Genomic DNA, 22,830 nt, shown 5'->3' on the forward strand with positions numbered 1-22,830 from the left:
CACATATGTTTATACACCACGTTTACTTTTGGCTCAAACCAGACCTGGGATCTGCAGAAATTCAAAAATTTGAAGAGACAGTTAAAACTTTACCCGGTATTTCACACGTAAAAATCGGAGATGTAGGAAAGCCTGCTTCTACCGACCGCCCTGTGATTGACAGATCGTATTCTTATTCTTTATTGCTTGCCTTCGAAAGCATGGAGAAACACGACCAATATCAGGTAGATCCCACTCACCTTAAATTTGTTGAAACCTGCTCTACCTTTTGGGATAAGGTGTTGATTTATGACTCCGAAACCATTTAGTCCAGATTACTGCAATTTTCAAAATATCTCTTTAAAAAGTCAATAGTATAAGTTCAAAGGTGATTAATCCAAGATTAATCACCTTTGTTTTGAATATGCATACCAAAAATTGGTCGTCATGCTGCTTGAATTATAACAATGGAAATAGAGAAAATTATTACTGAGATCTGCATTGTTGGTGCCGGTCCGGCTGGAGTAACTACTTCAATTACTTTGTCAAACATGGGTATTGCTCATACAATTGTCGATGCCTCCGAATTTCCCCGGGATAAGATTTGCGGTGATGCAATTGATCTAAATGTTGTAAGAGTATTACATGCAATTCTTCCTGGGTTTACAGAAAACGTTCTAACCGATCGAAACCTTTTTTCCCCGGCAGCAGGCCTTCGATTTATTCTTCCAAACGGAAAACACTTTGACATGGCGCAGAAGGACGAAAGAGAATCGAACAATTTAAAGCCTCTTTTCCATATTGCTAAAAGAGTTGATTTTGATGAATTATTGGTAGGAAAATTAAACACGGCTGTGGCAGACGTTCGGTTAGGAACGAGGATAGATAAAATAGAAAAGCTTGATAAAAATTGGAAGTTATACGGAACAGGTAAGTCAGGGAAAATAGAGATCGAAACAAAAATGCTTTTAGGTGCAGATGGTGCGCATTCAGTCGTGCTAAAAAATGTTGGTGATGTAAAAATTGATAGGGAAAATTACGCGGGTGCAGTACGACAGTATTGGAAAGGGATCGAAGGAATTCATTCGGATAAACTAATTGAATTCTATTTTCCAAAGTCTTTACCACTCTCCTATTTTTGGATTTTCCCTTTGCCGAATGATCAAGCAAACGTTGGTTATGGTATGGCTAGCAGTTATATTGCCAAGAAGAATATAAACGTCAGGAAGGCTTTTGAAGAACTTATTAAAACAGATCCATTGCTGGTTGCACGCTTTAAGAACGCAACGCCCCAGGAAACCGTAAAAGGATATGGACTACCTCTATCCGGCAGTAACCGAAAATCTTTTGGAGATGGATGGTTGTTAGTAGGTGATGCCGCTTCTATTATCTGTCCTACAACAGGAGAAGGAATAGGCTCAGGTATGATTTCCGGTTATATCGCAGCCCAATTTTTACAAAGGGCCCACAAGGAGGGGTGCTATCAAGAAAAGATGTTTTCTAATTACAACCGTGAAATTCACAAAAGGCTAAGGATGGATGAGAAGGTGTTTAAGCTTGTAAATACTATTCCTGCCTGGGCATTTGCAACTTTTTTAAAAGCAATTTTACTAAACAAATTTCTTCAAACCTGGATAGTAAAAAAGGAAATTAAGAAGTGGATTAAGACTGCTTATACAAAGCCGATTCAAGTGAATCTTAATTAAGCTATAATTATTTTGCCGGCACTTGTTTTACCAGTGTTGTGTCTGAAGGAAGCAGAGGCACAAAATAATTTCCAAAATCAATTTCTGTTTTTGCAAAGGCCGTTTTCAATTTGAGTGAATCACTTTTTGATATGCTGGTTTGGTACAGATACATTGTTTTAAGCTCTTTCAATTTTTGTAATTGAAGTATTGCCTGCGCACTCACTTTTGTTCCTGTGAGGTTGAGATTTTGAAGATGTTGCAATGAGTTTAAAGCTGGCAACTCTTTATCAGTTAGGTTCGTATTTGCCAGGTTAAGTTTTCTCAGGTTAGATAATTTTGACAAAGAACCAATGGCCTCATTTTCAAAAGTTGAATTACTAATTTTTAAAGAGACTATTTGATTTGACAACTTACCAAGCAGGTCAATATCTTTTTTAATTACCTTTTTTGCATCAGTGAGTGTTACCATTAAGTAATTGGTATTTTGAGCAACGGGTAGAACAACAAAACCTTTTTTAGTAAGCTGTTGAATTATTTTTTCATCACCTTTTTCAACTGCAGTTGCAGGAAGATTAAGCGCTTGCTTTTTAATGATTACCGGCTTTTGCAAAGCGAGCAATACAGGCTTTATTTTATCGGGCTGCTGTATATCTTTTACCTTCTTTTTAAAATCTGCATTGTTGCTTATCCACCAATGTAGCAAAGCAACCTGGCTCTCGGTTGGCTGAGGTTTTTCTTTTGGCGGCATGTGCTTCTCATTGTCCGTCGGTAATAACAATCGTTGAAGCATCTCACTCGAATCGACATTATTAACATCTATGATTTTACCGTGCTTGCCACCTTTCAATAGCAACGCTATATCATCCATTCGCAGCTTGCCCTTTTGTTTATTTTCGTTATGGCAGGAGTAACATTTTGTTTCTAAAATAGGTTTAATCACATCATCATAAACCAACGCTTCCTGAACATTCGCAACGGGTTTAATGGCGGTATTGACAACGGAGTCGCCGGAGAACATTTTGAAGAAAGGCTTCGAAAGATAGTCAGAGCCATGAGTCAATGTACCGCCAAAGTGCCCGGTAACAGTAATTAGTACGACTAAACCTATAGACAGAAATTTCTTAGAAACCTCAACTTTGGGGTTTACCTCTTTTGTGTATAATACTAATGAAACCAATACGACTCCTATTGCCATCCACATGTGCCAGTTCACTGATGATTGGTCATAATCATCGCTGATAGAAAGAAAGTATCCGGTAACACATGCAACGATTGATGCAATAGAGCCAGATAATAAAATCGGGGCAATGGCAGGTTTTACACCCCTATACTTTTCTTTACCCGATAGCCATTGTAAAAATATCGCAACTAATAAAACACCGATTGGCAAGTGAACGATAACAGGATGAAAATGGCCAAGAAATTCGAGCATGAAGTGGAGCAATTAGGCTTACAATTGTAAAGGAAAGTTATGGAGCGTAATTTAAATTATGGGCATATGCATAATGTCGCTTAAAAAAGTTCAAACCTCGCAGCTTGTTTCTAACTGTATCTCTTCCTCAACAGCTGCATCATATGCACATTCACGGCCCATTGATCGGCTAAAGGTTTTCTTGTATAAGGTTCGGTGGGCATATAGTCTGGTGGACCAAACTCGGTTAAAACAGTTAATACCTCGCCCTTCTTTTTCTTCATCTCAACCACTCTATCCCACCATGCAAAATGTGCTTTTATTGCAGCATCCCATTCAGGTGCTCGCGGGTCATTTACTTGTGGTCCTTGTGCATGGCCAATGCGCGCATGAATATGATCAACTCTTTGTAATGTAAGATTAACTGTCTCCTGCTGGTCGTGCAGAAGCGTTTCATGCACATTGCACCAATGAGAAATATCTAGCGTTATTCGTAGGGCAGGATTTTTCTCTATAAAATTTCTTGCGATCGGTGCCGAGTACAACATGCGTGATCGGTGAGTTTCATGACAGATTTTTATGCCTGTTTGCTTTGCAAGTGTTGATGTATAATCGATCAACTTTTTGTTGTCTTCGTAGTCAAAATAATCCCGACCGGAATGGCAGTTGATGTATAAAGGCTTTTGAATGGTATTATGAGCGGCTGCATCTATCATTGTTTTGAAAGTGTCAAAATGCTCTTTAAAATTACTTTGACTTCCTGCGCTCAAAAACCCGACTTCTAAATTGAATTTTTTTAGCGCTGCAAACAATTCGTCTTGTGCAGCTTTTGTTGCAGGCCACCAGATCTCTATTCCGTCGTAGCCTTCCTTTTTCACCTTTGCGCAATACTCATCCATGGTGCCAGGAAAGCCCCAGTTGGTAGCAAGTACTTTGAGTTTAAAATTAGTATTGGTATCAGTGGCTGTTACTGGAGAAGCAAAAGCATTTAAAGAGGAAAGCAATAAAGCAGTAGTTGCAATGGAAGTTGTTTCCAAGAATTTTTTTCTGTTCATTAAGGGTTGAAATCTATTAGGGATTTATTAAAACTAAAAAATTATATTACGCCAATATATCACTAATCACCTTTCCCCTCGTATCCGTTAACCTGAATGGTCTTCCCTGGAAATCGAAAGTGAATTGTTCGTGATCAAAACCTAATTGATCAAGGATCGTCGCTTGCAAATCGAAAGGCTCTACTTTGCCACTAATGGCACTATAACCAATCTCATCAGTTTCGCCATAACTATAGCCTTTTTTAATGCCGGCACCTGCCATCCACATCGTGAAAGCTTCGGTATGATGATCCCTTCCTTTAAACGGATTTTGTTTTCCCTCACGATTTTCCATCATTGGTGTACGGCCAAATTCTCCACCCCAAACAACCAGTGTTTCTTCCAGCAATCCGCGTTGTTTTAAATCCAGGATTAACGCGGTTATACACTTGTCAATTTCCCTGCATTTGTTAATCAGGCCTATGTCAACCGCTCCATCCGCACTAGTTCCATGAGTATCCCAACCCCAATCAAAAAGTTGGATAAAACGAACGCCTTTTTCCACCAGTTTTCTTGCAAGTAACACGTTGTTAGCGAAGCAAGCCTTTCCTGGTTTTGTTCCATACATATCATGTATGTATTGTGGCTCATTATTTATATTCATTACTTCCGGTGCAGTTATCTGCATTTTAAAAGCCATCTCGTATTGAGAAATACGCGATAGAATTTCCGGGTCCTGGTATTCTTTATATTCCTCCGCGTTTACCTGGTTAATAGCATCAATGGAAGCCTTGCGTAAATCTCTGTCCATCCCATTAGGGTCTTTAATAAACAACACCGGGTCTCCTTCACTACGGCATTGAACCCCCTGGTAAACACTCGGTAAAAATCCGCTTCCCCAAACACTTTTACCTGCATCGGGGTTCTGTCCTCCACTTGTTAAGACGACAAAACCCGGCAGGTTTTGGTTCTCAGTTCCCAATCCATAGGTTGCCCATGAGCCGAGACTTGGTCTTCCTAATCTTGGCGAACCCGTGTGTATCATTAATTGTGCAGGTGCATGATTAAACTGGTCTGTTGTGACTGCTTTTAAAAAACTTAGCTCGTCAGCAACAGTGGCAAGATGAGGCATATTTTCGCTGACGTAAGCCCCGGACTGTCCATGCTGGGCAAATTTTGCCTGTGGTCCAAGCATTTTCGGAACGCCGCGAATGAAAGCAAACTTCTTCCCCTGAAGCAGTGATGGCGGACAGTCCTGCCCATCCATTTTCATAAGTTCGGGCTTGTAATCAAACAACTCCAGTTGAGATGGAGCTCCGGCCATGTGCAGGTAAATAACGCTCTTTGCTTTAGCGACGTTTGGTGGCAACTTTGGCAAGAGTGGATGTGCGGGATCAAAAGTTATAGGATTGTGAGACGCTTTATTGCCGCAGCTGCTAAACAACGAGCCAAGTGCCAATGCACCCAAACCCATTGCACTTTCTTTTAGAAAATGTCGACGAGTGTGCATTTGCAATACTGCTGCCTGCGCTTCCTTTACCAGGCGTTGATTATGTAATTCTTTTTGTGTCATTAATTCTTTTTATGGTTCCGGCCAGGAACATCTATGAAACTTTACTTGCGTCGCACTCTTCTACCTTTTGATCATTATTCGGCTCTTTCTTTCACCACATAGAAACACTAGAAATATAGGAAGCACATAGAAAGGGCTTTTTTAATCCTTTTTTCTAAACTATGTGAAAACCTATTGTACCTATGATCCTATGTGGTTAAACCCTGTCAAATAGTATTTCTAAAAGTACAAGTGAGTGACACAACCCAAGTTGAAATAACTACACTTGCTTGTGCCAAAAGACGCTATCTTAATTCTTCATTACAACTTCATCCAGGTTTAGAATCGCGTTTGCGATAACCGTGAGTGCTGCTGTTGCAGCCTCGGTTGGATATCCTGTGTTGCCATTCATGTCACACGTTTTTACCGGGTCGTTTTTAAACTTATTAAAAGCTTGGTTATATAAATTCATCAAAACCTTGGTTCTTCTTTCGTCTATCTCATGGTTTGTTGCTAACGCATACCCGGTTGCAATTTGCTTAGACACATTTCCCCCTCCCTGGTTTTGCATACGTGCAGCAAGATGTCGGGCAATATCTACATACACAGAGTCATTCAATGCAGTCAGCGCTTGTAAGGGAGTGTTGGTGCGAATACGGCGAGCCGTGCAAATTTCGCGTGAAACACCATCGAAAGTTAACATCGAAGGGTAAGCAGCTGAACGCTTCCAATATGTGTACACCGCCCTGCGGTACTGGTCCTCGCCCGTACTTTGTCTCCATTTTGCACCATTGTATGGTGAAAGCCAAATGCCTTCGGGCTGGTAAGGAAATACGCCGGGTCCATACATTTTATGGCTAATTAAGCCGCTTATGCATAAAGCCTGATCCCGCACTTGTTCTGCAGACAAACGAACCCGTACACCACGGCTGTAATATTTATTGTTTGGATCTTTTTCGAGCAATTCCTTCGTTACTCTCGAGTCCTGTTGATACGTTGCACTTAGAACGACTTTTCGAATCAATTTTTTTACACTCCAGTTATCGTCGGTCATAAACCTGTAACTGAGCCAGTCAAGTAGTTCAGGATGAGTTGGGGCGATACCTTGTGAACCTAAGTCCTCCTGCGTTTCGGCAAGTCCCGTTCCGAATATCTGTTCCCAAACACGGTTGACCATGGTACGGGCAGTAAGCGGGTTTTGGTTAGAAGTTAACCACATCGCGAGCCCAAGCCTGTTACGCGGCGCCTTAGCTGGAAATGGGTTCAGTGATTTAGGTACATCAGGTTGCACCATTTCTCCTTTTGTTAACCAGTTTCCCCTTTCAAAAACATACGAAGCCCTATGCATAGAAGAGGGATTATCCATCATGACCGGAGTAGTGGGAACATTGGTGGAAACGAGTTTCAAGTATTGATTTTTTATATCGGCATAACCTACTTTGTCTTTCCCGGGAAATTCCTGCGTGAAATAAAACCAGTCGAATAAAGCCCCGTTAGTTGTAGGCTTGCTCAGATTTTTGTTTGTATAAGTAAAGTACAAATCGTGTCTCCCATTGAAACCGGCAATTTTCGATTCAGTGATTGTCCAACCTTTGGCTTGTGGTAATTGTATGGTTGCTAACAAGGGGCCAGCTGGGTTGTCGATATGTATTTGCCAAACTCCTCCGGATGTATCAGCCTTATACCGAAACATCAATTGATCCCGGCTTTCAAGGTCTACATTTTTTAAACGGCATAAAGCGTTGTTTCTTAAAGCAAGCCATTTAGTATCGCTCAACTCGCTATTTGTAAAGCTGTCGCAGGTTAAAGAGTTGTACGCGGGCTGCCAGGTTTTAAGGAATGTATTTACTTCTGCTGCCTTTTGTGGCGATACATTTTGTTGCACCCATTTAACCACATTGTTTACTTGTTGCTGCAAAGTGTCATCGTAGTGGCGAAGCAAAGGATAATCTGAAAAAGTGTCTTCATCGCGCGTATCGTTGAAGAAAGCCATGAACTTATAATAGTCTTCATGCTTAAATGGATCATAAGGATGAGCATGACATTGCACACAAGCGAAAGTGGTTCCCATGGCTGCCTGCCAGGTTGTATTGACCCTGTCTAAAACAGCAGCAGTTCTAAACTCTTCGTTTTCTGTTCCCCCTTCATCGTTTGTCATGGTGTTGCGATGGAATGCGGTAGCGATATAATCGTTATCAGTTGCGCCGGGAAGAAGGTCGCCTGCAATTTGTTCTGTAAGAAAAAGGTTGTAGGGTTTATCCTCGTTAAATGCACGAATCAGCCAATCCCTGTATTTCCAAATGTTGCGGCTGTCATCTCTTTCGTAACCTTTGGTGTCAGCATAACGAGCAAGATCGAGCCACATAGACGTCCACTTTTCTCCGTAGTTTGGCATTGCTAATAAAGAGTCTACCAGTTCTGCATAAGCAGTTTCCCTGTTATCCTGCAAGTATTTGGTCGCCAGCTTTTCAGGTGCGGGCATTCCAATAATATCTAGGCTAACCCTTCTTAGTAACGTCTTTTTATCTGCTTGTGCGGAGGGCTTCAAATCCTGCTCGTCAAGTTTCTGTTGAACGAAATTATCAATAGGATTTTTCGCCCAGTCTTTCGTCTTGTTAATGAGGCCGAAAAAAGTGGTAGCCTGAGGAACAGGAACATCTTTGACCGGAACGTAGGCCCAATGCTCACCCCATTGCGCACCTTGCTTCACCCATTTCGTTAGTATATCAATCTCTTCCTTGCTTAAGGGATCGTGCTTGTACGGCATCCTTTCTTCCGGATTTTTTAGATTAATCCGCCTGATCATTTCGCTCTTACCCGGGTCGCCGGGAACAATTCCAAACTTACCTGATTCGGTTTTAGCCAGCGCTTCTTCACGAAACAATAAACTAAAACCGCCCTTTTGCCGAACTCCACCATGACAAGTAATGCAGCTTTTGTTGATGATGGGTTTTACTTGCGTAGTAAAATCAATACGGGAACTGCGAGTTAGAAAAACAAACGAGCAGGCTGTTACAATAATGAAGATGGCAACAATTAAAAGCTTTGATGAGAGCAAGGGCTTCATGATATATACAATCGTTTAAAAAGGCAACAATAAATTTATTGCATTTCTACGAAAGAAGCCGCTAAAAAGCTCAAATTATAGGGAATTCAATTAATGATAAAGAGACCTTAACCCGCCTTAGACGATTTCGAAAAAAGGTCAAAAAAATAGATAAACCTCTTACTTACTCAACGATTGATAATCGGATTCTGTATCGATATCAATAGAGCCTTCGGGAAATGGTACGGTAGAAATGTCGGCGTCATGATGGAATAAAACCTTTTTGCCACCCTCGTCTCCTTTTAATGAAAGCAGTTCAGGAAAGAAACGTTTATCGAATAATGCTGGCACCCCCACAGTATCGTTATAAGAAGAGGCTACAATAGATTTATTCGAGGTGTTTCTGGTATCTGCTAAGTTCTTAAGTAAAGATGGATCAACATACGGCTGATCACAAACCATAAGAATAACACTGTCAAGCTCTGGGTACTTTTGCATTGCAGCAGTAAGCCCGGCATGAATCGAAGAAGCCGTGCCTTCTTGCCAACGGGCATTGTGCGCAACTAATATTTTTTTTGTGTCTATTTCAGAAACAATCTCATTTTCCCTGGCTCCCATTACAACAATAACAGGTCCAACTGCAGCTTCTATTGCTGTATCAATTGCGTGATTTAGCAATGTTTTTCCCTTATACTCTAAACGTTGTTTTGCACGCCCCAGCCTTGATGATTCGCCGGCGGCAAGTATGATGACAGCAATCATATTAAACTGTTATAGATGAAGGAATAACTTTTTGTGTTTCCCTGGGATGAATGGTTTCGACTTTGGACCGTAATGAAGAACCTGGTCTTTTAGAAAGCACCGCTTTTATTTCCGACACAATGGATAGTGCGATTTCATCTGCTGTTTCTGCCCCGATATCCAGGCCTGTAGGGCCGTAGAGATCTGCAATCGTTTCTTCGTTAATTAATATTCCCTGTTCGATTAATTCATCGATCATCCTGTCCAGTTTTTTCTTTGGCCCTAAAGCACCAATATAAGGTAGCTGCAAGGGGAGCAAATGTTTTAAGGCAGCAATATCATAATTGTAATTATGGGTCATTAGAACGGCAACGGTATTTGCATCGAAAGTTAGCTGCGAGATAGCATTCTCAGGTTTTGAAATAAGGATCCGACTTGCTAAAGGAAAACGTTGCAGGGTAGCATAATTTGGGCGGCCGTCAACAACAGTTGTTTCCCATCCTAAAACGCTTGCAATTTGAACCAAAGGAAGAGTGTCATTACCGGCACCAAAGATGATTAAGGAAACAGCCGGAGATATTAATTCAACAAAACCGGTAAGAAGGTTTTCTACCTCGTATTCTTTTGTAACTGATTTTTTGTTGCGTATGGCTACCTGGGCATCGTCAACCAAAGTATTTCTTAAAAGTCCTCCTTCCAGCGAAGTTTTAATTGAACCTTCTTCTGTCACCAACATACATGTTCCCGGTTGAACTGTTTTTTTATCCATTGAAAACAGCGTAACCAATACTGCTGACTGCCGCTTTTCTAAAATAGTCTTAATAAAGCCAATTGGGTTAAGTTGATCATCCGCACTAATTGGTTCTATTAATATTGATATGATTCCGTTGCAGCCAAGCCCCACTCCCAGTTTCGCATCATCTTCATCTGTCGTGTCGTACGTAACGAGCATTGGTTTTTTCTGCACAATAACAAGCTGCGCCTTTCGCAAAGCATCACCTTCGAGGCAACCACCGCTAATAGCTCCAGTAAGCTGACCGTCCTCTGTCACCAACATCCGCGCACCCGGCCTTCTATAAGCTGAACCTTCCAGGTGCACAACCGTCGCTAGAGCTGTTTGTTTACCTTGCTGCTGCGCTTCGTCATACGCCCTTATGATGTCTTTCAATTCTTTCATCTCTATCTCTTTTTGAAGCAAACCTTATAGTGCATGTTGAACAAAAGTAGTTCTATTTGCTTTTTTTACTAGCTAAACGAAAGGTGTTACAGATGTCGGGTCTTCGTTTATTGTTAGAGTAAGTTCAACTCAAAAACCTCACCTTCCTTAAAATAGTCACGGTCGGGAGGAAGTGTAATGATGCCTTCTGCTTTTGTAAGGGTAACCAAATCACCGGACGTTGAACCGGTTATTGGAGTAGCGACAATCTTGCCATTATTATTTAAAAGGGTAACCAACAAGTGATAAGACAAAGCCGGCTTGAAGTGCACATCTGTTGCTAAGGCTGCAAATTGTTTTGTGGTGTTGAAGCGCATGCATTGATGCAGCCATTGTTTAAAAAACTGGTGATAACAAACAAACGCAGAAACCGGGTTTCCGGGAAAACCAAAAATGAGCGTGTTTTTAATCGTTCCAAAAAGAAAAGGCTTCCCGGGTCTTTGCGCTACTGTATGGAAGGCCTGCTGCATACCTAACTCCTGAAGAACTGTTGGCAAATAATCAAACTTGCCTTTTGACACTGCACCCGAAAACAGTACAACGTCATTACTATTTGAAAGGGAAGCAATTTCGGAACTCATACGTGTAGGATCATCCGGCAGATGAACAGTATCAGCATGAATACCCTCAGATAATAAAGCTGCAGCAAGCATGTACACATTCGAACGTCTTACCTGGTGTGCATCTGGTTGTTCTGATACATCCACCAATTCATCCCCTGTAGAGCAAATAGTAATTTTCGGAAGCCGTAAAACCTTCACTTGTGATAAGCCTACTGAAGCCATTATGCCAATCATCGCAGGCGTTATTCTTTCCCATTTTTCTAAAAGCAATTCCCCTCTTTTACTGTCCGTTCCTTGCAGATGAACGTTTTGCATTGTTATCACGGTTTCGGCTTTAACAATTGCAATGCCTTCCGCAATCTCGCATTGTTCATATGGAACAACGACATCTGTATTTGCCGGCAAAATTGCCCCGGTCATTACTTCTAAGCAGTTGCCGTTGTTTTCAAGTTTCTTTTGAGGATCTCCGGCTGCCTGGATATTTTCTATTGTAAATTTTCTTATACCCCTTTCAAAGGCCTCTCCATTTATTGCAATGCCATCCATCATTACCCGGTTATAAGGAGGAAAGTCACGATCAGCAAAAACAGGTTCTGCAAGGACGCGTCCGGCAGATTGAAGTAGTGGAACTTCTTCAGTTCCAAAACCTCTTTGTTGTTCAAGGATAAGGTTTAAAGCTTTTTGGACCGAAATCATCAAATATCAATTTTCAGCGTGTACTTCAAAACAAGTTTCACCCCAATATACGAGACTAGAATACCGGTAAGGGCCCTAACTAATTCAGGTTTCAATAATCGCAAACTTAGCCGGGTTCCTAGTTGTCCGCCGAGAAAAACAGCTAATAGTAGTATCAACAGCAATGGAAATTCGACATGAAAATTGTTGCCGGCTACCTGCCCTAGAAGTCCGGCAATAGAATTTACGAGGATAAAAAAACTGGCAAGGGCCGCAATCTTTTTAGCTGTATCCCATTTGAGCAGGTTAAGTATCGGAGACAGAAGAATGCCCCCACCAATACCAACCAGCCCGGATAGAAATCCTGTACTTGTTCCTAAACCAATATTTACCAGCCACGACTTGTTTGACACAACAGGTTTCTCAACAGCCTTTATAAATAATTGGGTAATTAATAATATGCCCGAAAGAGCAAGAACACAGCCTAAGAAAATGAAAAATGATTTTTGGGTAAGATGCAGCATTGCGCCAATAAATGCGGCGGGAACACTGCAAAGTGCCAACGGAAGAAATTTCTTTCTATCAAAAAATCCCTCTTTATAATATAAATACGAACCCGTGGAAACAACAACAAGGTTGCACAATAAGGCTGCAGTTTTAATTTGTAAAAAGTCAGGAATGCATAAAGCTAACAAGGCAAGATAACTGGAACCGCCACCAAAGCCGACAGAAGAGTAAAGCGCTGCAATCAGGAAAAAACCGGCAGACAACAACAGCAAATTTGGATTGTCACTCATGAAACAATTAGTTTATTTCCCATTTCTTTTTGCCATTGTTCCATTCCGCCTTCAACGCTATATACCTGTACATCGTGATTATAGTCACGCAGAATATTCGCTGCTTTTATACTTCTCCCTCCTTTTTGACAAAGGGTGACAACCAGCATTGTGGTTTTTGAAGCAACACTTCGAACATCAAAATTCGAAAGGGGCTGAAGAACAGATTTTACCAGGTGGCCTTGCTGATATTCCTCCTGTTCGCGAACGTCGAGCAATAAAAACTCCTTTTCAGAATTCAGCCATTCAAACAATTGTTTCGGTTTTAAAGTAGGAATAGTAGAACAATTGGGTGCATGGTAATTATCCTGTAACTCCTTGATCCTTTTGTTTTCTGGCTTTGCTTTCAGCTTAACCTCGTATTGATCATTATTTAGCAAGTCAAAAATTCGGAGATAGCCTGAAGCCGTTTTTCCAATTCCGGTAATCACTTTTACGGCTTCTAAAGCCTGGTGCGTTCCAATAATGCCGGGAACCACACCGAGAACTCCGGCAGTATTACAATCAGGAATTTCGCCAGGGGAAGGATAATCGGGATAGAGACAGCGATAGGTCGGTCCATCCTTCAAATTAAAAACGCTTACATGACCTTCGTACTCCTGGATGGCTCCGTAAATAAAAGGCTTCCCAAGGATAACACAGGCATCGTTGATTAGGTAACGTGCACTAAAATTATCCGTAGCATCTATTACTACATCGTACTCCTCAATAATTCCCAGCGCGTTATCTACGCTTAGAAATACTTCGATCAGATTTATTCTAATGGAAGGATTTTGTTGAGCAAGTTTTTTTGCAGCAACCGCTGCTTTAGACATTCCAACCTCAGACTCATAGTAGAGCACCTGCCGGTTTAGATTGGTGATTCCAATTGTGTCTCCGTCAACAACTCCGATTGTTCCGACGCCCATTCCTGCCAGGTATAATAAAGCAGGAACGCCAAGACCACCAGCTCCCACAACCAATACTTTTGAGGTTTGAAGCTTTTCCTGTGCTTCAGCTCCAAAGCCTTTTAAATTTATTTGTCTGCTATATCGTTCAGGAAAAATCATTGAAAAGTTTTTGGTTACCGGCTGTGGTAAAGGTCTCATCATCGTTGTGTCACTCACTTCAACGGCAATTGCTGGTTTTCAACGTTTTTTTGATCGTTTCGCTCAATCGCTAAAAAATGTACAAGAGTGCGACGCAACGATGTCCGATTTTTGTTATAGCGCCGGGCTCATAGAACCTAACCTATCCGCCTAAAAACGACATTGACTTATGTGCCACTTCATTGCTTAAGGCCTCGGCTTCAAAACCATTTTTTGCGCGCATGCTTACGGCAGCTAAAATCTCCTCCTGGATTTCTTCTTCGGAAGCACCAGCCCGCATAACATCACGAAGATTGACAGCAGCAGGACCATACAAACAAGTTCTTAACTCACCTGTTGCAGACAAGCGGATGCGATTACAGGTTCCGCAAAACGTTCTGCTGAAAGATGGGATAATACCAAACGAACCTTTATAACCAGGGATTTTATAATTGACAGAAGTGGAGCTGATCTCACTTTCCAACTTATGAATAACCGGAAAATGTTGATTGATGTAACGGTACACCTCTTTGTGGTCCCAGATGGGAACGGCAAAAGAGTCACTTCCATTGAAAGGCATTTCCTCAAGGAAGCGAACAGAGAGATCATGATTTTTTGTAAGCTCCACAAATGGAATGATGTCTTCTGTGTTTTTTCCTTCAGCCAGTACACAATTCAGTTTTACATCGAAGCCATGCTCAAGCAATTTAAAAACACCTGCATACACAGACTCAAAACTGTCTCTTCTTGTTATTTCGTAAAAGCGATTACGGTCAAGAGAATCGAGGCTTAGATTAATCTTTTTGATGCCCATTTCCTTTAAAGCCAAAATATTCTTCGTCGTAAAACTTCCGTTGCTAGTGATTGAAATTTCCTGCAACCCGGGTATTGCGCTTATATTTTCAAGGAAAGGAATCAGGCCCGCTCTCACAAATGGTTCGCCACCTGTGATCCTGATTTTAGATACGCCCATCGAACAAAAGATATTGGACAGCAGGTACATTTCATTAAAGGATAAGAGGTCTGAACGCTTGGCAAAATTTACCCCTTCCTCGGGCATACAGTAGTAGCACCTGAAATTGCACCGGTCTGTGACCGAAAGCCTCAGGTAGGTGAGCTGCCTTCCGTATTTATCAATCAATAACTTATTTTCCATCTTCACTTAGGGGTGTGCGTTTACCCAGACACTGTTATCTATGTAAAATTCTTTTTTCCAGATCGGGACCGTTTTCTTCAACTCATCAATCAAAAAACGACAAGCTTCAAACGAGGCGTCGCGGTGAGCCGAAGTTACACCAATTGCTACAACCGCTTCCCCCGGCTTCTTTTCGCCCGTGATATGTAGTATGAGCAATTTTTCTATCGGCCATCTCTGTTTCGCTTCTTCAGCCAGTTTATTCATTTCTTTTAAAGCCATCTTTTTGTAGGCCTCAAAAACGAGTTTTACAACTTCCTTTCCTTTGGTATGGTTTCGAACAGTGCCGATAAATAAATTGACCGCGCCGGTATCAGGAGATTCAAGGTATTGATACGCTTCACTTACATCTATATCTTCGACAATTTTTACCAGCATACAGTTTTGTTAGCCTCCACTTACAGGCGGTATTATGGCAACTTCATTTTCATCAACAAGAGTCTGATCGTCATCGGCGTACTCACTGTCAACAGCAACGGCCAGCGAATTCAGCTTTTCAATTTGAGGATATTTCTGCTTCATCCATTGCTTCAGTGCTCCGACAGTTTGAATATTTTCTGCCGTGCTTATCGTAAGTTTTTTCATTCCTACAATTTCCCTCGAAATTCCAAAAAGTATTACGTCCATCACTTCGATTTAAAAATATTCATTGGCCAGGTTCACCTACTATTTCACATCAGCTTTAAGCCTTTTACAAATCCAATTTCAAAAATAGTTAATCTGTAAATTTTGTTCTGTTAATCCTTAATTACTTTTCACCTTGTCTCAATTCGCTAACCGCCATCTCATATTGTTCAGGCGAATTTGCATTTAAAAACTCTTTTTCGTTTGGAGCTTTTAGTAACAGTATGTCTGAATTTATTAAAACTTTCCGTGGGCAGGAGTAACCCTGGCTAAGAAACTGCAACAAGACAAAATAACTTTTCGGCTCCCAAAGCGTAATTAGTGGTTCGGGAAAATCCCCGCTAGGATCCAGGAAAGCAGTGGCTGTTTTTGAAGAGTTTCTGTTTGCGACCAGGTATTCAATTGTCCTTTCTGTAAGGTAAGGAAGATCACAGGCAATAGTAAGCCACGCGGCATTTGGGTCAGTCTGTAAAGCAGACAGGATGCCACCCATTGGGCCAAGATGAAGAAAATTATCCTGAATGAAAGGAAGCCGACCGCCAAGTTCTACAGCTTGTTCGGCATTACAAGAAATGAATGCCTTGTTACAATGCTTTGATAGTAATTCGTACAAATATTCTCGTTGGCTTACACCATGATAATTTAAATCGCCCTTATCTTTTTTCATCCTGCTGCTTAAGCCGCCGGATAGAACGAGACCGTTTATAGGAGGTATTCTTTTAGATAAAAGCTCACGGATAAATTCTGCTATACCATTTTCGTCATTAAGAGAAAGCACCGGAATTTCATTGAAACCTTCATGTCTTTTAAGAAAATCAGGGATGCTAACAGTTTCATCCTTTAATAAAATCAATCGAATATCTGTAAGCTGTTCTAATTTTTTCTCAAGATTTTTAACGGGGTCGATCACCACAATTTGTGCTTTTGCTGTAAAGTGATTCCCGTTTACAATTATTAGATCCTGGTCATTAAAAATAGCTCTGCGTTGAAAGCTGTTGAGGTCGTTTTTGAAATCGAGTCTTTGAAAACTAATCTTATTCGTGTATTCTAAAAAGCCCCCATTGGCTATGGTAGTATCGTTAATGTTATCCGAACTGCCTGCATCTTTATGATCTGCATCAACATAAGCAATCTTACTGGAAGAAGACAATTGTTTGACGAGGCTATTGGCAAGGGTTCGAATATTATTACACGTAGTACCAAGAATGGCAATCTCGTTTCGACCAAATTCTCCAAGGTCTGGCCGGGCAAGCTTTGCATGTTTTTGATGCATTTTATTGGTCTCGTCTAAAATCACTTTTGCCTCCTGTCTTTTCAATTAACCGGGTTTCTTTAATTACAATGTCATGAGAGAACGCTTTGCACATATCATAGATGGTTAAAGCCGCAACAGAAGCTCCGGTTAGGGCTTCCATTTCTACACCTGTTTTCGACGTAACAGATGCTGTACAGTTTATAACCACTTCCTTCTGGTCGTTTATGTTGATTTCTATCTTGCAATTTTCCAAAGGCAGGGGATGACATAGGGGTATTAGGTCAGCGGTCTTTTTTGCTGCCATTGTTCCCGCTATGATGGCGGTTTGAAATACCGGCCCTTTTTTGGTTTGAATGTCGCTTCCGGTAAAATGTTGCATAATCTCGTTGCCAAGGACTACAATGCTCTGCGCTTTTGCAATTCGTTTCGTCACTTGCTTGTCGCCAACATCTACCATCGCCGGATTGCCAGTTGCTTGATCGAGATGTGTAAATATTTTCAATTCCGGATTCATTGCTTGATAAATTCTTATAAAATTAGCTCATCCAATGTTATGTTGCTCGTGAAGCGTCGGTTACAATTACTTAAAGTTTGGTTTATGCTACCCTGCTAACATAGCGATCATTAGCAGTTGAGTTGAAAATGGAAGTACAAGAGTGCGACGCAAGAATGCCGGGCTATTTGTTGTTGCCAGGTATAAAAACAAAAACCGCCCCAGATAAATCTGAAACGGTTTTTTTATTGGGGGGAGCTTTTCAGGATATATAATCTCTTTTATTCGTCTTTATTAAAAATCAAATTTTACCAATGTTCTAATTCCCCACTGCGTTGTGTTGGGATGGTCGAGATAGGTGAGACGTTTTACCAAATCTACCCGCAGCAATTTGAAAATATTACCTACACCTACGCTTACTTCCGCATATGGCTGATTGTTTAAAGAGTAAGTGGTAGGAAGATTAGTTGCATTGTCTGTTGGAAATCTAAAAGTCTCGCTATTCTTATCCGGATTATTTTCATCTCTTAGTCCGCCGTACAACAGCTTACCAGTAACCACCTCCCGTAGTTTGAGCTTTTTAAGCAAGGGTATCTTATTGAAGAAAAATCCGTTAAAGTAATGATCCACGTTTACTGCTGCATAATGGTCGCTTACAAACTCCATGAAGTTCATCATATTGTACGAGTTCTGCATGTACGCATAAGTTTGGTTTGCCCTGTGAATGGTCAGTAGAGGGAAGGGAACTTTTCCGAAGATGTTACCGCCCTCCATCGTTACATCGGTATAGCCTAGCTGAGAAAGATAAAAACGTTTGTAAATATTCAGGTTCAGATTTTGGTAGTTGTATTGCCCGTTCATCAAACCCTCGATACCGGCGATATAACGCAATTTGAAAATGGGGTACTTATTTATAATAGGCGTTCTATATACTTTACCCTGGTAAAACTGCTCGTGTGGAGCCCACCTTATTTCACCTGAAATCTCTGAAGTAGTTACGTTTGGAATATTGTCTAGAACTCCGCTGCCTTCCGGCTTGCTATAAGTGATGCTTCCGGCCGGCGTTTGTTTCCAATTTTTAAAGCCGACAGTAACAGCAATGTTTTTTGCGAACTCTCTTACATACTCTGCTTTGAAAATATTATTGTACAGCCACTTGTCGTTGTTGCCTCTTTTAAAGGATAGGAGAAAATTATCTTCTTGCACAAACTGAAGTTCCTGCCCGGGAATTTTGGTATCGCGTTGATAACTTAGTTTGAGGTAGTTTAACGGGTAACCATAAATGGATTTATGGTTAAATGAATAGGTGCCGGCCACAAAATATTTCCACTTCTCGTCTTTAAAACCGTAAGCCACATAGTTCTCGAAGTAAATGGATTTATTGAAATTGGGGGTAGTTCTGCCACCAACACGCAACCTAAAACCTTCAACCGGATTGAAACTATAGAAGGCATTTGCAGGGCCTATTTCATAATCGGGGCCGGCCGCTTTATAGCCTGCCAATATCAACGTTCCCCAATCCATTAGTCTTTTATAAGACTTCATATTTTGAAGACTATCTATATTGGTATACACCTTTGCTTCTACTGCCGATAATTGAGGATGGCGGTGAGCAATCCAAAAACTGTCAGAGGTATTTGGGGTTGCGGTAGCAACTACGGCATCTCCTGCATAGAGACTATCTGCTGCAGGTTTGTTGACAGCGAAATTTTTGAGAGAAACCGTTCTTTCTCCTAAAATGCCACCTGAAGCGCCTCTTGTTAAGGCAAACTCGGTAATTGTATTTGTTGAAATAACGTGATACCGTCCATCAGGACCCTTTTCGAAATCCTGTTTAATTCTTAGATCGCGTACCCAGTTAAGATTTGCATTTTTACTGATGCTCATATTGATCTTCTGCACAGAATAGTTCCCGTCGAGGGTAACAAACATGGTTCCCTTAAAAACAAGGTCTGTTGGATTTTTGGGTGCAAAGCTTAACCTGATTAGTTTAATGCCATCGTTTTCAACAGTGTCAGTAATATAAAACCTGTAAAAAGTTGGAGCCAGGTCAGCTATCGGGCTGATGAATTGGTTGGTTAACAGGGAAACGTTGTTCTGGTAAATATCTACGCCTTCGTACAAACGCTTTAAGAAACTGCTGATCCCCTTCTGATCGACATACTCGCCATAGTTCACTTTTTTCTCTCCAAGAATGTATGTCTTTTCTTTCTCGGGTTTTCTCCTGTAATATTTCTGGGATAATTTCTCTTCCAGGTAAACAGGCAACAAAGATTTGCCTTCAATCTTAGAGGTATCACGATTGTCTAAAACAAATTGAAAGTTTTTGAGCAACTTACTGTTAGCGACTTTTTCGGGCTTGTTCGTAAGGGACAATTCAACTTTTTCATATTGCTCGTACTCAACGAAATCATACGAGGTCACTTTGTTGTTCGTCTTATTGTCAATTACCTTCCGGATCAAGTCGACCGCCGGATTATTTTTGTTGGAGTACTTGCCCCTTTTAGAATGTACTACCACCGTATTTTTCGTATCAGCTACAACTAACTCCAGGTCTACAACCTGTTCCCGGTTTGGAAGAATAGTTTTAGTCACGGGCTTATAACCGACATAAGAAACGAGGATGGTGTTATAAGCCTGGTTAGAGGCAATCGTATAACTTCCCGAGTCATTTGTCGTGACGCCCCGCCCACCTTTAAATACAATACTTACTGACTGTAACGGCTGTTTAGTAATGGCATCCTTTACAGTTCCTTTTACAATGGTTTGAGAAAACGAGGTGAGAAATGATCCGAGGAAAATGGCTACCAAAAGTAGAATTCTTCTACTATCGCCTTCAATGCTGTTCATAACAAAATATTAAACGAATAAGGGCTGTAACAAAAGCTGTCTCTTATCCGGTCTAATACATTTCCAATTCGTTACAGCCCCACAGAAAGTGTTTATTATTCGACGTGCAAAATTGCCACAACTTCAGCCGCCAACTAATGTCTAAACTTCTGATTTATATGTCTAAAAGGAGACTCTTGCGCATTTATAGGCTTGAGCGATAGTCGGAAGGGTTTGTGCCGGTATGTTTTTTAAAGAACTTACTGAAATAAAACTGGTCGCTAAAGTTGAGTTCCTCCGCCACCTGCCCGATCGATTTGGAGAAGTTGTTCAATAGCACCTTTGCTTCCATAATGACCATTTCATCGATGAAATCTCCTGCAGTTTTGCCGGTGATTTGTTTAATAGTTTGGGTTAGATATTTTGGAGTAATGAACATAAGGTCCGCGTAAAATTTAAGCCCCCTTTCGTTCTTAAAATGCAGCGGAAGCAATTTCATAAATCTCATTACGAGGTCCTCCTTTCTCGTGATCTTAAGATGCACCGTATTGCTCTTTCTGAAAAGGAAAGCAATCTCAAAAATCAGTGCACTAAAACCATGATAGATGAATTCATCCCTAAAAAAAACCTCCTCTCTTAAAGAGCTTTTTCTGTGAAGAATTGAAAATAGCTGAAATAGTATCTCGGTATTATTTTCCCCCAGTTTCACCACAGGCTTTGCCTGGGAAGAAAAAAAGTCAAACGCGTCAATATTTTTTTTATGCAGACCAGAGTGCATTAAAAAGTCTTGCGTAAATCCTACGCCTATGTAGTTGCAATTGCTGCTAATGCTAAGAAATTGGCGGACGTCGTTTGGAGAAATTATTAAGAGATTGTGTTTTTCTACTAAATAATCTATCAGGTTAAGTTTAAGACGAGCATTTCCTTCAGTTACCAAAACGATAGTGAAATGGTCGGAACGATAAGGATAATTGACCGGAAGTCTTTGAAGCTCCTTATTTCTTTCAAAAACATAAAAATCCTTCTCAGCGTCCTCCTCGCCCATTGCAGATAAAAGCTGCTTGATAGTATGATGCTTAACGAAGGTGTTTTGCAAAGGAGACAAAAGATAATTTGAGGTTGATGGCTTTGTAAAAGTAAAGCAAAGGAGTTTAATAGATTAAAAGCCAAAACCTGCAAATTGGGTTAATTGTCAACGTCCTTAATAGTAGGTCTTGTATCGCTTTTATCCCGCTGCTCGTATTGTATTGTAAAGGCGGATAAGTTGGGTTTAAAGGGCCGGGACCTTTGAAGCTCATGATTGTATATCGTTTGTCCCAGTTGGGAGAAGAAAGGATAGCCTATAGTTTCATAGTCATATTTATTGTCGTTTAGGATTTCATCGCTATTTACATACAAAGTAGCAGACAACATAAATTCGACGTTGTTTTTAAAATCAGCCACGTAGGACACGTCAGTCATAAAGCCATAAGCCCAACCGACTTTATTAAAGACTCTTATATTATGTGGCAAGCTGTGATTATCGTTGAAAAAGAACTTTACGTAACTGTCAAAATACTTCGAGGTATCGTATTTAGGGTAGTTAGTTTCTGAAGGAAATTGAGAAAGGTATTGAAGTAGAAACTGCCTGTCGTCGCTGCTAATATCGAAACGTTGCTTCTTTGGAAAACTTTCCGGAAACAAAACAGACTGTAGCATAGAATGAAGGTCTTTAAGAGAGAGATTGTTGTGCATGGTAAAATCAAAGGGCTCGTTAACAAGGCTATCATTTTTATCTAAATATCCCTTTCCAAGTTTCACGGTATGGCTAAAATCAAAACTGTCTGTGTTATATGCGGAAGGCTGTCTGTAAATAGTAGTTCCGTCTTCGTTTATAAATCGTACCTGGTTTGTGTGTCGGTTTTGTTCAGGCGTCAGGCCCATAAATTGTCTTGTTATTCTTACATCCTTATAGCCTTTACTGTGTAGATTTCGGTTGATGTATTGTTGCCCCAGGAACTGGTACATCCGGTTATAAGCATCGTTATCACTAACGAGAAAAGCTTTTTTTATATAGTGCGCAATAGACGGAAAACCATTTTTAGAAGTTGGGTCGGCAAAGGATGGTTTTTGCCAATCGGACGAGCTATCGATCTGCAGGGAGGTTAATTTATTTACCCCTTTAGCTTGCAGTTTTTTCAACTTCTCCAACGAGAGAAATGCAAGGGGCATTTTTACTGTGGAAGCCGGGTTGAAGTAAAGAAGCGGATCGTAATTGAAATAATAGTTTTTGAAATGGGGCGCGTTATTCTTGTCCCTATCGATTTGGGTGTAGATAACCTGGCAACGATACTTTGTCGGATTGGTGATTACTTGATTGAAAATGTCATTTTTATTTTGTTGGAAAATGGACTGGAGCAAGGCATCACTTTTTGGTTGAGCAGCTATAAAATTACTTCCTGCGAGTACGACGGTAAACATAAATAAAACAAAGCCTTTTTGCATAGAACGGAAATTAGTAATTGTAGCAGTAGAAAACCTTTTTAAGTAAAACAAAATAGTCATCGAAAAAGGTTAAAAGCTGGGATCTTTTATTTTTCCTGTTACCCAGCAAGTTGAAGTACGCTTATTTCAAATTTGTTAAGTC

At 40.7% G+C, this 22,830-nt stretch carries 19 protein-coding genes; 2 read left to right on the forward strand and 17 right to left on the reverse strand.

Annotation, left to right across the window (positions count from 1 at the left end):
- The first annotated feature begins 5 nt into the window (after positions 1 to 5).
- Both SAE01_RS10390 and SAE01_RS10395 read left to right on the forward strand, forming a co-directional pair.
- The gene (locus tag SAE01_RS10390; protein WP_147203697.1) at positions 6 to 308 is read left to right on the forward strand and encodes a Dabb family protein; all 303 of its coding nucleotides are present in this window, start codon (positions 6 to 8) and stop codon (positions 306 to 308) included.
- 138 nt (positions 309 to 446) lie between these two features.
- Positions 447 to 1,685, forward strand: coding sequence for an NAD(P)/FAD-dependent oxidoreductase (locus tag SAE01_RS10395; protein WP_147203698.1), 1,239 nt, complete (start codon positions 447 to 449; stop codon positions 1,683 to 1,685).
- A gap of 7 nt (positions 1,686 to 1,692) precedes the next feature.
- Here SAE01_RS10395 and SAE01_RS10400 read toward each other — a convergent pair whose 3' ends face one another.
- From SAE01_RS10400 to SAE01_RS10480, 17 genes are all read right to left on the reverse strand, one after another.
- Positions 1,693 to 3,099: a c-type cytochrome domain-containing protein gene (locus SAE01_RS10400; RefSeq protein WP_147203699.1), complete on the reverse strand. Its 1,407-nt coding sequence runs from the start codon at positions 3,097 to 3,099 to the stop codon at positions 1,693 to 1,695.
- A 110-nt stretch (positions 3,100 to 3,209) separates the two neighbouring features.
- Positions 3,210 to 4,133 carry a sugar phosphate isomerase/epimerase family protein gene (locus SAE01_RS10405; protein WP_147203700.1) on the reverse strand — a complete coding sequence of 308 codons (924 nt, stop codon included), beginning with the start codon at positions 4,131 to 4,133 and terminating at the stop codon, positions 3,210 to 3,212.
- 46 nt (positions 4,134 to 4,179) lie between these two features.
- A complete protein-coding gene (locus tag SAE01_RS10410) occupies positions 4,180 to 5,685 on the reverse strand; it encodes a DUF1501 domain-containing protein (protein WP_147203701.1) in 1,506 nt (501 codons plus the stop codon).
- Between the two features lie 289 nt (positions 5,686 to 5,974).
- Complete coding sequence (locus SAE01_RS10415; protein ID WP_147203702.1) at positions 5,975 to 8,731, reverse strand: DUF1553 domain-containing protein; 2,757 nt, start codon at positions 8,729 to 8,731, stop codon at positions 5,975 to 5,977.
- A gap of 159 nt (positions 8,732 to 8,890) precedes the next feature.
- Positions 8,891 to 9,472, reverse strand: coding sequence for a nucleotidyltransferase family protein (locus SAE01_RS10420; protein ID WP_147203703.1), 582 nt, complete (start codon positions 9,470 to 9,472; stop codon positions 8,891 to 8,893).
- 1 nt (position 9,473) lies between these two features.
- The gene (locus SAE01_RS10425) at positions 9,474 to 10,628 is read right to left on the reverse strand and encodes an XdhC family protein (RefSeq protein ID WP_147203704.1); all 1,155 of its coding nucleotides are present in this window, start codon (positions 10,626 to 10,628) and stop codon (positions 9,474 to 9,476) included.
- Positions 10,629 to 10,741: 113 nt separating this feature from the next.
- A complete protein-coding gene (locus SAE01_RS10430) occupies positions 10,742 to 11,926 on the reverse strand; it encodes a molybdopterin molybdotransferase MoeA (protein ID WP_147203705.1) in 1,185 nt (394 codons plus the stop codon).
- Positions 11,926 to 12,702, reverse strand: coding sequence for a sulfite exporter TauE/SafE family protein (locus SAE01_RS10435; protein ID WP_147203706.1), 777 nt, complete (start codon positions 12,700 to 12,702; stop codon positions 11,926 to 11,928). Before SAE01_RS10435 ends, SAE01_RS10430 begins: the two co-directional genes overlap by 1 nt.
- Positions 12,699 to 13,790 carry a HesA/MoeB/ThiF family protein gene (locus tag SAE01_RS10440; RefSeq protein ID WP_218029128.1) on the reverse strand — a complete coding sequence of 364 codons (1,092 nt, stop codon included), beginning with the start codon at positions 13,788 to 13,790 and terminating at the stop codon, positions 12,699 to 12,701. The genes SAE01_RS10435 and SAE01_RS10440 overlap by 4 nt, the downstream gene beginning before the upstream one ends.
- A 181-nt stretch (positions 13,791 to 13,971) precedes the next feature.
- A complete protein-coding gene (gene moaA, locus SAE01_RS10445; protein WP_147203707.1) occupies positions 13,972 to 14,964 on the reverse strand; it encodes a GTP 3',8-cyclase MoaA in 993 nt (330 codons plus the stop codon).
- A 6-nt stretch (positions 14,965 to 14,970) separates the two neighbouring features.
- Positions 14,971 to 15,381 carry a molybdenum cofactor biosynthesis protein MoaE gene (locus SAE01_RS10450; protein WP_147203708.1) on the reverse strand — a complete coding sequence of 137 codons (411 nt, stop codon included), beginning with the start codon at positions 15,379 to 15,381 and terminating at the stop codon, positions 14,971 to 14,973.
- 9 nt (positions 15,382 to 15,390) lie between these two features.
- On the reverse strand, positions 15,391 to 15,630 hold the full coding sequence (gene moaD, locus SAE01_RS10455) for a molybdopterin converting factor subunit 1 (protein WP_147203709.1): 240 nt from the start codon (positions 15,628 to 15,630) through the stop codon (positions 15,391 to 15,393).
- A gap of 121 nt (positions 15,631 to 15,751) precedes the next feature.
- The gene (locus SAE01_RS10460) at positions 15,752 to 16,945 is read right to left on the reverse strand and encodes an NTP transferase domain-containing protein (RefSeq protein WP_218029129.1); all 1,194 of its coding nucleotides are present in this window, start codon (positions 16,943 to 16,945) and stop codon (positions 15,752 to 15,754) included.
- The gene (gene moaC / locus SAE01_RS10465; RefSeq protein ID WP_147203710.1) at positions 16,902 to 17,396 is read right to left on the reverse strand and encodes a cyclic pyranopterin monophosphate synthase MoaC; all 495 of its coding nucleotides are present in this window, start codon (positions 17,394 to 17,396) and stop codon (positions 16,902 to 16,904) included. Before moaC ends, SAE01_RS10460 begins: the two co-directional genes overlap by 44 nt.
- Before the next feature lie 273 nt (positions 17,397 to 17,669).
- Positions 17,670 to 20,225 (reverse strand): DUF5686 and carboxypeptidase-like regulatory domain-containing protein, encoded by a 2,556-nt coding sequence (locus SAE01_RS10470; protein ID WP_147203711.1) that lies wholly within the window; start codon positions 20,223 to 20,225, stop codon positions 17,670 to 17,672.
- 184 nt (positions 20,226 to 20,409) lie between these two features.
- The gene (locus SAE01_RS10475) at positions 20,410 to 21,309 is read right to left on the reverse strand and encodes a helix-turn-helix domain-containing protein (protein WP_218029130.1); all 900 of its coding nucleotides are present in this window, start codon (positions 21,307 to 21,309) and stop codon (positions 20,410 to 20,412) included.
- A gap of 80 nt (positions 21,310 to 21,389) precedes the next feature.
- Positions 21,390 to 22,688 (reverse strand): serine hydrolase, encoded by a 1,299-nt coding sequence (locus SAE01_RS10480; RefSeq protein WP_147203713.1) that lies wholly within the window; start codon positions 22,686 to 22,688, stop codon positions 21,390 to 21,392.
- Between the last annotated feature and the right edge of the window lie 142 nt (positions 22,689 to 22,830).

This window comes from Segetibacter aerophilus (genome assembly GCF_007991655.1).
Classification (GTDB): Bacteria; Bacteroidota; Bacteroidia; order Chitinophagales; family Chitinophagaceae; genus Segetibacter; species Segetibacter aerophilus.

Excerpts from the sequence above, each read along its gene's own strand:
- SAE01_RS10390 (WP_147203697.1), top strand. The coding sequence starts at position 6 with ATGTTTATACACCACGTTTACTTTTGGCTCAAACCAGACCTGGGATCT.
- SAE01_RS10395 (WP_147203698.1), top strand. The coding sequence starts at position 447 with ATGGAAATAGAGAAAATTATTACTGAGATCTGCATTGTTGGTGCCGGT.
- SAE01_RS10400 (WP_147203699.1), bottom strand. The coding sequence starts at position 3,099 with ATGCTCGAATTTCTTGGCCATTTTCATCCTGTTATCGTTCACTTGCCA.
- SAE01_RS10405 (WP_147203700.1), bottom strand. The coding sequence starts at position 4,133 with ATGAACAGAAAAAAATTCTTGGAAACAACTTCCATTGCAACTACTGCT.
- SAE01_RS10410 (WP_147203701.1), bottom strand. The coding sequence starts at position 5,685 with ATGACACAAAAAGAATTACATAATCAACGCCTGGTAAAGGAAGCGCAG.
- SAE01_RS10415 (WP_147203702.1), bottom strand. The coding sequence starts at position 8,731 with ATGAAGCCCTTGCTCTCATCAAAGCTTTTAATTGTTGCCATCTTCATT.
- SAE01_RS10420 (WP_147203703.1), bottom strand. The coding sequence starts at position 9,472 with ATGATTGCTGTCATCATACTTGCCGCCGGCGAATCATCAAGGCTGGGG.
- SAE01_RS10425 (WP_147203704.1), bottom strand. The coding sequence starts at position 10,628 with ATGAAAGAATTGAAAGACATCATAAGGGCGTATGACGAAGCGCAGCAG.
- SAE01_RS10430 (WP_147203705.1), bottom strand. The coding sequence starts at position 11,926 with ATGATTTCGGTCCAAAAAGCTTTAAACCTTATCCTTGAACAACAAAGA.
- SAE01_RS10435 (WP_147203706.1), bottom strand. The coding sequence starts at position 12,702 with ATGAGTGACAATCCAAATTTGCTGTTGTTGTCTGCCGGTTTTTTCCTG.
- SAE01_RS10440 (WP_218029128.1), bottom strand. The coding sequence starts at position 13,790 with ATGATTTTTCCTGAACGATATAGCAGACAAATAAATTTAAAAGGCTTT.
- moaA (WP_147203707.1), bottom strand. The coding sequence starts at position 14,964 with ATGGAAAATAAGTTATTGATTGATAAATACGGAAGGCAGCTCACCTAC.
- SAE01_RS10450 (WP_147203708.1), bottom strand. The coding sequence starts at position 15,381 with ATGCTGGTAAAAATTGTCGAAGATATAGATGTAAGTGAAGCGTATCAA.
- moaD (WP_147203709.1), bottom strand. The coding sequence starts at position 15,630 with ATGGACGTAATACTTTTTGGAATTTCGAGGGAAATTGTAGGAATGAAA.
- moaC (WP_147203710.1), bottom strand. The coding sequence starts at position 17,396 with ATGAATCCGGAATTGAAAATATTTACACATCTCGATCAAGCAACTGGC.
- SAE01_RS10470 (WP_147203711.1), bottom strand. The coding sequence starts at position 20,225 with ATGAACAGCATTGAAGGCGATAGTAGAAGAATTCTACTTTTGGTAGCC.
- SAE01_RS10480 (WP_147203713.1), bottom strand. The coding sequence starts at position 22,688 with ATGCAAAAAGGCTTTGTTTTATTTATGTTTACCGTCGTACTCGCAGGA.